This window comes from Saccharothrix sp. ST-888 (assembly GCF_000955975.1).
GTDB lineage: Bacteria > Actinomycetota > Actinomycetes > Streptomycetales > Streptomycetaceae > Kitasatospora.
On the sequence record NZ_JYJF01000359.1, the window covers coordinates 1 to 484 of the forward strand.

1 protein-coding gene and 1 pseudogene are annotated in these 484 nt (G+C 68.2%); one reads left to right on the forward strand and one right to left on the reverse strand.

Annotation, left to right across the window (positions count from 1 at the left end; translation table 11 throughout):
- Positions 1–300: hypothetical protein (locus UK12_RS40355; RefSeq protein ID WP_197085375.1), on the reverse strand; the 300-nt coding region annotated here is incomplete at its 3' end.
- Between the two features lie 72 nt (positions 301–372).
- On the opposite strand from UK12_RS40355, the pseudogene UK12_RS40360 reads away from it, so the two are divergent.
- Positions 373–484: pseudogene (locus tag UK12_RS40360) on the forward strand (RtcB family protein); the annotation flags it as partial.

The following is a 484-nucleotide window of genomic DNA, read 5'->3' on the forward strand; positions in this document are numbered from 1 at the left end:
TGGTTCGGCCCGGTTGCGGGCGTTCGGGGCGAGTGCGGGTCTGGCGAGGAAGGTGGCGTGGGAGGGCCTGCCACTGCCGCCGCCCTCGAGAAGGACGGAGACCGGCGGGTTGCGGTCGGCCTCGGTGGGCCGGGAAACCTGGGTGCCGCACGCTGGAAGGGCTATGGTGGAATTGTCGGTTGCCCTGGCGTCTTCGAGGCTGGGGGCATCGGCAGGTACCCCGCGCAGTCTGTTGACCCGGAGCTCGACCGCGGCGGCGGTCAGCTTCTTCCTGGGCTGCTCAGCTGCTTTGATCGTCAAGGGACTTCCGCTCCGAACCGCGAGGCTCGCCGTGCGCGCCTCGGCCTCATCGGACGTTAGCAGTGTTGCTGACACCACAACTACGTGGGGGAGGAGCAGTACGACGGCGTCGACGTGCGGGTCACCCGTAAGTGCGCGATCAAGGCGGGTTCGGGCGACTTCGGTATCATCCCGGGCTCGATGT